General features: G+C 37.8%; 8 protein-coding genes, 1 pseudogene and 1 riboswitch. Of the genes and pseudogenes, 5 read left to right on the plus strand and 4 right to left on the minus strand.

Going from position 1 to position 7,300, the window contains the following annotated elements:
- Positions 1-372 precede the first annotated feature (372 nt).
- On the plus strand, positions 373-1,887 hold the full coding sequence (hutH, locus tag BTR25_RS24825; protein WP_175596888.1) for a histidine ammonia-lyase: 1,515 nt from the start codon (positions 373-375) through the stop codon (positions 1,885-1,887).
- 11 nt (positions 1,888-1,898) lie between these two features.
- Here the strand turns inward: hutH and BTR25_RS27920 are convergent, their stop codons facing one another.
- On the minus strand, positions 1,899-2,063 hold the full coding sequence (locus BTR25_RS27920) for a hypothetical protein (RefSeq protein WP_175596889.1): 165 nt from the start codon (positions 2,061-2,063) through the stop codon (positions 1,899-1,901).
- Between the two features lie 624 nt (positions 2,064-2,687).
- Positions 2,688-2,772: riboswitch (cyclic di-GMP riboswitch) on the plus strand.
- 29 nt (positions 2,773-2,801) lie between these two features.
- On the opposite strand from BTR25_RS27920, the gene BTR25_RS26965 reads away from it, so the two are divergent.
- A complete protein-coding gene (locus BTR25_RS26965) occupies positions 2,802-2,939 on the plus strand; it encodes an anti-repressor SinI family protein (protein WP_139311335.1) in 138 nt (45 codons plus the stop codon).
- A gap of 85 nt (positions 2,940-3,024) precedes the next feature.
- Here BTR25_RS26965 and BTR25_RS24835 read toward each other — a convergent pair whose 3' ends face one another.
- Complete coding sequence (locus BTR25_RS24835) at positions 3,025-3,345, minus strand: helix-turn-helix domain-containing protein (RefSeq protein ID WP_075690663.1); 321 nt, start codon at positions 3,343-3,345, stop codon at positions 3,025-3,027.
- A gap of 283 nt (positions 3,346-3,628) precedes the next feature.
- Here BTR25_RS24835 and map point away from each other — a divergent pair, with 283 nt between their 5' ends.
- Complete coding sequence (gene map / locus BTR25_RS24840) at positions 3,629-4,375, plus strand: type I methionyl aminopeptidase (RefSeq protein ID WP_075690664.1); 747 nt, start codon at positions 3,629-3,631, stop codon at positions 4,373-4,375.
- A gap of 211 nt (positions 4,376-4,586) precedes the next feature.
- Here the strand turns inward: map and BTR25_RS24845 are convergent, their stop codons facing one another.
- Complete coding sequence (locus BTR25_RS24845) at positions 4,587-4,811, minus strand: DUF1128 domain-containing protein (protein ID WP_075690665.1); 225 nt, start codon at positions 4,809-4,811, stop codon at positions 4,587-4,589.
- A 218-nt stretch (positions 4,812-5,029) separates the two neighbouring features.
- Between BTR25_RS24845 and BTR25_RS24850 the strand changes: the two genes are divergently transcribed.
- Together BTR25_RS24850 and BTR25_RS24855 are read left to right on the plus strand one after the other, a co-directional pair.
- Complete coding sequence (locus BTR25_RS24850) at positions 5,030-5,419, plus strand: YtxH domain-containing protein (RefSeq protein ID WP_075690666.1); 390 nt, start codon at positions 5,030-5,032, stop codon at positions 5,417-5,419.
- Between the two features lie 33 nt (positions 5,420-5,452).
- A complete protein-coding gene (locus BTR25_RS24855; protein ID WP_075690667.1) occupies positions 5,453-6,289 on the plus strand; it encodes a YihY/virulence factor BrkB family protein in 837 nt (278 codons plus the stop codon).
- A gap of 56 nt (positions 6,290-6,345) precedes the next feature.
- On the opposite strand, the pseudogene BTR25_RS26970 reads toward BTR25_RS24855, so the two are convergent.
- Positions 6,346-7,203 (minus strand): annotated as a pseudogene (locus BTR25_RS26970) (HTH domain-containing protein).
- Between the last annotated feature and the right edge of the window lie 97 nt (positions 7,204-7,300).

The raw sequence follows: 7,300 nt of genomic DNA on the forward strand, positions 1-7,300 counted from the left end.
CTTAGATAAGGTTTCAATGGAGCGATATTGGTGACTGGTTTGCTTCATCACTCTTAATCCCATTTTAGGAGGAATAAAGGGGGTTCTTCTAAGTATCTTAATGCTCGAATCTGGAGGACTGACGTCTTTTGCTTATTATCGTGATAAAGTATTATCGTGCTAAAATTCTGAAAATTTAGTTGACAAACAAGGATTATTTTACATAAAATAATTATTAATACAATAGGAATTATGAATGGACTGATACCGATGAGGCAGAAAAAAACAAATCAATATGATGCAATGTTTATAAAAGAGGCTGGACTTCACATCTAATAAGATATGAAATCCAGCCTCTTTCTTTATTTCATTAAAGTGGTAGAGGTGAGAACTGTGATTAAATTAACGGGTCAAGATTTGACGTTAGAGCAATTGAATCAAGTACTATATAAGAATGAGAAGGTCTCTGCTGCAGGGGAAAGCATGCTTGCTGTCAAAAAAAGCAGGGAAGCAGTTGAAAGAATTGTATCAGAGAAAAGAATCGTATATGGAATTAATACTGGCTTTGGAAAGTTCAGTGATGTAGGAATCAATCAAACAGATGTAGCCGATCTTCAATTGAATTTAATACGTTCACATGCATGTGGAATAGGGGAGCCATTTCCTGAGGTTGTGTCAAAAGCGATGGTTCTTTTGCGGGCTAATGCGCTATTAAAAGGCTATTCTGGAATCCGGCCAGTGGTAATTGAGTTATTACTGGAATTAGTAAATAAAAATATTATTCCGGTCATCCCACAGCAGGGTTCCCTTGGTGCTAGCGGTGATTTGGCCCCGCTTTCTCATTTAGCCTTGGTTCTTGTTGGAGAAGGTGAGGTAATCTACAAAGGAACATGTATGGAGGCTTTACAGGCACTTCATAAAGAAGGTCTCTCACCGATTACCTTAGAAGCAAAGGAAGGATTAGCTCTAATAAACGGTACCCAGGCCATGACGGCAATGGGGGTAATTGGATACTTGGAAGCAGAGCAATTGGCGTATGAAAGTGAATTGATTGCCTCTATGACAATGGAGGGCTTGAACGGAATTATCGATGCGTTTGCGGAAGAAATCCATCTAGCTAGAGGGTATAAGCAGCAAATAGAAACAGCGGCAAGAATTCGTCGATACTTAAGTGATAGTTTATTGACTACCATGCAGGGTGAGCTGCGGGTCCAGGATGCATATTCCCTTCGCTGTATCCCACAGGTACATGGTGCCACGTGGCAGGTTCTTGATTATGTAAAAGAAAAGTTAGAAATTGAAATCAATGCAGCTACAGATAACCCGCTGATTTTTGATGATGGTGAGAAGGTCATTTCAGGAGGGAACTTTCATGGACAGCCGATTGCATTTGCGATGGATTTCATGAAGGTGGCTGTTGCAGAATTAGCGAATATCTCAGAAAGAAGGATAGAAAGATTAGTAAATCCACAATTAAATGACTTGCCTGCGTTCCTAAGTCCTGAACCTGGATTACAATCTGGAGCAATGATTATGCAGTACGCTGCGGCATCGCTTGTATCTGAGAATAAAACGCTGGCACACCCAGCAAGTGTTGACTCGATTCCGTCCTCGGCAAACCAAGAGGATCATGTTAGTATGGGAACAATTGGAGCAAGGCATGCCTACCAAATTATTCAGAATGCTAGGAGAGTACTGGCGATCGAATTCATTTGTGCCATGCAGGCAGTGGAAATCCGTGGAGTCGAAAAAATGGCTAGTTATACGAAGAAGCTTTATGACAAAGGTAGAGAGTTTGTTCCTTCGATAAAAAAAGATCGAATTTTTTCTAAGGATATTGAAAGGACCGCTTTGTGTCTCAAAGAGCTGGAGGTTTCAAAATTTACTCAATCATTAAAAAAGGCGTGAAGCATCACGCCTTACTCTACATCTTCTGTTTCTACTCTATTCTTAAAAGCTTCCCGGACCACTAAGAACTCTTCATCACCAATAGCATCTTTTGATTGTCGTTCGGTTAAAGTATCTTTCGGAAATTCTCCTGGATGGCTTTTCTTTTTATGATTAAAATGTTCTCCACGTGCCAAATTTCAACACCCCTTTCGTCTTCGGTTGTAGCATTCCCTAACAGTGGAAGAACCATCCTTGAAACTGGTTGAGAATTATAATATAAAAAAAAGCTGGCAGGAGAGGTAGCAGACTCACTCTTTTCCAGCTTTTTCTTCGGATTTTGCGGGCTTGCACATACGATCAAGGAGGAAACCGAAAAAAACGATAAAGGCAATTGGAATCGTATAATTCAGGATATGAATAAAAGTCATTCTAACACCTGCCCTATGATAATTTAACTATTCTGAATATTTTAAGGTTGTTTATATTATATGTCATTTGTCACAAATTAGACAAATTTCACCTTGTGATCAGATGAAAAGAACAAATGGAAAAAAACAGGTAGTTCGACTAAAAATTCTTCTTTTTTCTAGTTGTCTAATAAAAGATAAAATAATTCTAAGGATTTTGAGGTAGTAAGGTAGGTTTCCTGTGGGAAATTAGCGAAATAGGTCATAAAAAGTAATTAGAAAATAGAAATTCTCAGACAAAATGTAACACCGTACTGAAAAAGGACTATTTATAATGAGGATATCAATTAAGAAGAAAGACCTAGTTATTCAAAAGACGGAATAATCAAAAAAGTTCATAGGGTCACAAAGGTCAGAAAAAGGCAAACCTATTGAAAAATGGGGACGCAAAGCCGTGGATCTAAGGTAGAAATGCTATGATAGCCGGGCTGCCTGAGATACGAATCGTATTTTAGGGGTGAGTATGTGAGAATATCAGAGACAGTAATTGAAGGTATTGATGCTGAATGGGTGGCCCTGATTTTAGAAGCGAAGGAATTAGGTCTTTCTATGGAGATGGTAAGAGAATTTCTTCATGAGAGTCAAATCAGAGATAATGGGTGAAATTCAAGAATACATATAAATGAAGAAGCATTCTACATGACTGCCTGTAGAATGCTTCTTCATTTTATAATGTCAGATTTATTGATTATTTTTGGTTAATTCGCCACTTATTAAATTCAAGGAAATCTTTAAACTGTTCTTTAGAAACACCTGAGTTCGCCGCTTCCTTGACTAGGTTCATCCAGTCACTGTCTAATTCATCGGTATCAATTTGATCATGTATTAAATGGTCAACTGGTACATGTAAAACAGACGCAATTTTTTCTAGGAATTGAATACTAGGATTACGCTGAAGATTTCTTTCTAACGAGCTTAAATAAGACTTTGCCACGCCAGCCTGTTCTGCTAGTTCGGAAAGTGACATTTTCTTTTCTAAACGGAGTTTTTTTACACGATCACCGATCATTGAGTCTCACACACCTATATTAAGTATTACAACACAACTTAATCTTACCAAATATATTTGAAAAGTTCCATATAAAGAACAATGTTTTGTGACAAATACGTGAAGAGCAATTTTAAAAGGAATTAATAAACGATTGTTTTGAAAAAATGCTCAGATAACGCTACTATTAAATAGTGTTTCCATTTTTTCAGTTTGATATAAGTATTCGTATACAAGTGAAAGCAATAAAAATCAACTAGTGGGCGATCAAGACATATAATTATTAAAAAGGCAGGGAAGCTGAATGATTGTTCTTAAATCGAAACGAGAAATAGAGGCAATGAAAAAAGCAGGAGAAATCCTTGCTTTGTGTCATAAAGAAATAGCAAAGATGATAAAACCTGGGGTTTCCACTTGGGAAATTGATGAGTTTGTCGATAAGTTTTTAGAAAAGCACCACGCTACTCCAGAGCAAAAGGGTTACAAGGGATATAAATATGCTACTTGTGCGAGTATCAATGACGAAGTATGCCATGGATTTCCTAGAAATGAGCCTCTTCAAGAGGGGGATATCGTTACCATTGATATGGTAGTAAATTATAATGGCGGTTTAGCAGATTCTGCTTGGTCTTATCCTGTTGGAAAGATCTCCAATGAAACGGAGCACTTATTAACGGTAACGAAGCTAGCACTTTATAAGGGAATAGAGCAGGCTGTTCCTGGAAATCGGGTTGGCGACATTGGACATGTGATCCAAACCTATGTGGAAAGCGAAGGGTTGTCGGTTGTACGCGATTTTATCGGCCATGGTATCGGAGCAGTGATACATGAAAAGCCGGATATCCCACATTATGGTTTACCAGGTAAGGGACCGAGAATAAAAGAGGGAATGGTATTTACCATTGAACCCATGGTAAATATGGGTGAGTATAAAACAAAAATGGACGAAAATGGCTGGACTGCGAGAACAATAGATGGAAAATATTCAGCACAGTACGAACATACCATTGCGATCACAAAAGAAGGCCCCATCATCCTAACAGAGCAATAATCATGAATAAATAACAAAAGCGCAAGCGCCTTGATCAGCCACGACAAGCATAAGACGCTCCTGAACTGAAGGCGTTCTTTGCCTTCAATTCAGGAGTGGCTGTAGACTATAGAGGGGCTAGGCGCTGGAGCTGGATGCAGAGAACGTTATCCACATCCTGAACCTTTTATATTTACCTAGACGAAAAAATAAACAGATCGATTCGATCTGTTTATTTTTTGCGTAAATTTCCAAGTTCTTCCACTAATGCCTGCATTTCATTAGGGCTGAAGGAAGGCTTTCTAAGGACCATTTCATAGATCTCTTTTAATTCTTCGTACATTTCTTCATCAAAGTGAGATGGTTTGATTGCTCCAAGATTTAGGACCTTCAGTTTTTCCTTAATCTGTTCAATCATATACTCGACATTCTCAGTAGTTTTTTGTGATAAATTCATGTCTGTCACCCTTTCGGAATTCGTATTTTCATCTTTTCACTTAAACTAGTATATGTCAATATAAACTTCCTTTAGCATTTTATCAGAAATTAACACTGAATATGATAGCGGTGCTTGCATTGGTCCTCGGCTTAAAGCAAAATAAGATATGTGAAGTATTGGTATTTTTTTCATAAAAGAATATGTCTATAAAAATGTTTCAGAAAGGAGAGCTTAAGATGACTAGTAACAATCATTTTTGGAAGGGCATGCTTTACGGAGCAATTGCCGGCGGGGCCTTAAGTTTATTAGATAAGCAAACACGGCAAATTATGAAGGAAAATGTACAAAAAGCTTATAACCAAGTTTCATATGTGGTGCGTCATCCGGATGAAATAACTGCACAAGTGAAGGGAACAGCTGAAAAAATCAGAGATGCAGTAGAGCAGGTAAGTGAGGATATCTCTTACATAACAGGAAAAGTAGATGAACTTCGTGAATTAACACCACAGGTTAAGGGGATTGTGAAAGAAACGAAAGAAACATTTTCTAAAGCCGAAGGAACGGACCTAATTGAGGACCTAATGAAAGAAAAGAACCCTGATCAAGAGCCGGAGGACGGTCTCTAGTTGACTAAAGAGGGGAAGCAAAGGAGGGATATCTTGAAGGATAAGGGTGATGTTCGTTCTTCTTTATTAAAGTTATTATGGCATAGGATTGAAGAGGATGATATCCCAGGTTTATCTGCTCAATTAGCTTATTTTTTTCTTCTATCCTTGTTTCCACTCCTGATTTTTCTATTTACCTTACTTCCTTATCTTCCGATAACTCAGGAAGACATCCTTGGAACACTTAAAGAATTTGCACCGTTAGAAACAATGAATCTTATCGAAAAGAATATCACTACGATTATGAATAACCGTAACGGTGGTTTGCTTTCTTTCGGTATTATTGGCACCATCTGGTCGGCCTCTAATGGAATACATGCATTAGTAAGAGCTTTTAATAAAGCCTATAATGTAAAGGAGAGCCGTTCCTTTATTGTGTCAAGAGGGATGGCCATTGTGTTGACATTTGGTCTGATATTGGTTTTTATTGTGGCAGCCATTTTACCGATTTTCGGAAGAGAGATCGGAATCTTTCTTTTCTCGCAATTTGGGTTTACCCAGGAATTTCTTCGGATTTGGAATATGTCCCGGTTGGTAGTAAGTTCCATTATTTTGTTCCTGATTTTTACCGGGTTATATTGGATAGCTCCCAATGTGAAATTACGCTGCAGGAGTGCTTTTCCTGGTGCAGCCTTTGCAACCATTGGCTGGATTTTATCCTCGTATGTCCTGTCTTTTTACGTTGCTAATTTAAATAACTTTTCGTTAACCTACGGTAGTATTGGTACAATTATTGTTTTGATGATTTGGTTATACATATCCGCCTTCATTATTATTCTAGGCGGAGAGATTAATGCGTTTTACACGGAAAAAAATAAGGTGAATTGCTAAAAAAGGCCGAGCCCCTTTAAAGTGTACCCGTTGTAAAGGACATTTTTAAAAAAGACCTAGGCAGTTTTAATAAGATGATTTCTGTATTGAACAGGGGTCATCTTATTTAAGTTCCATTGGTATCTGTAGTTATTGTAGTAAATCATATATTGCTTAATTTCACGCTTTAGTTCATCTAAACTCGTACATGGCTTAAAATAGGATTCGTCCTTAAAATGGCCAAAGAATGATTCCTGCGGAGCGTTATCCCAACAGTTTCCTCGTCTTGACATTGATTGACGCAATCCAAGTTTCTTCACTAACTTTTGAAAGTCACTTCTTGCTTAAATTGACGCTTCAATAGGTTCGGCACAACTCGATGTTCCTGTGTTGCTTTCATCATACGTCTATATGGATTTGCCTTCCGAATGGGGCAGATAATGGCGTACTTATTCATAATTCTTCGAATCCGCTTCAAATTGTACTCAGGCTAAACTTTTGGTCAGTTGATAAAGATATTACTATTTCTTCAGCCCCCTTTCGGCGAATCGTATCTTTTTTAAAAGTTCATTCTCCGCCTTTAATAATTTGTGCTGAGCTTCTAATCTTGCGAATTTCTCTTCTAATGAAAGTTCTCTTTCACAAGATTTTCCTGAGTTCCCGCCTCTAGTATCACGCAGCCCAGAGACACCATTCTCTCGGTAGGCTGCACGCCATCTTTTGCCTGATGATCTTACTCTGTCAATTCCTAGAACATCAATATCAAATCCACATTCCTCAAATATCTGTCTAGGTAATTTTCCCTTTTCATTTTCTGAAATAAAAATATTCTTAAATTCATCGGTGTAAGTAACCCCCTTTGGACTAACTGACTTAACATAAGGGTTATTTGAAAGTAACTTAATCTCTTTCTCTGCTAATACTTTTTTACTCATTTCTGCTGTTCCCCAATCCCCATTTTTCTTAATTATACAAAAAAGTACCCGGTAGGTAGACTTTTTTATAAGTGTCTACACTATCGGGTACATTTTA

Origin of the sequence: Bacillus sp. MRMR6 (genome assembly GCF_001940785.1) — a bacterium.
GTDB lineage: Bacteria > Bacillota > Bacilli > Bacillales > Cytobacillaceae > Neobacillus.

Coding starts and splice junctions, on each gene's coding strand:
- BTR25_RS24835 (WP_075690663.1), bottom strand. CDS start 3,345: ATGATCGGTGATCGTGTAAAAAAACTCCGTTTAGAAAAGAAAATGTCA.
- map (WP_075690664.1), top strand. CDS start 3,629: ATGATTGTTCTTAAATCGAAACGAGAAATAGAGGCAATGAAAAAAGCA.
- BTR25_RS24845 (WP_075690665.1), bottom strand. CDS start 4,811: ATGAATTTATCACAAAAAACTACTGAGAATGTCGAGTATATGATTGAA.
- BTR25_RS24850 (WP_075690666.1), top strand. CDS start 5,030: ATGACTAGTAACAATCATTTTTGGAAGGGCATGCTTTACGGAGCAATT.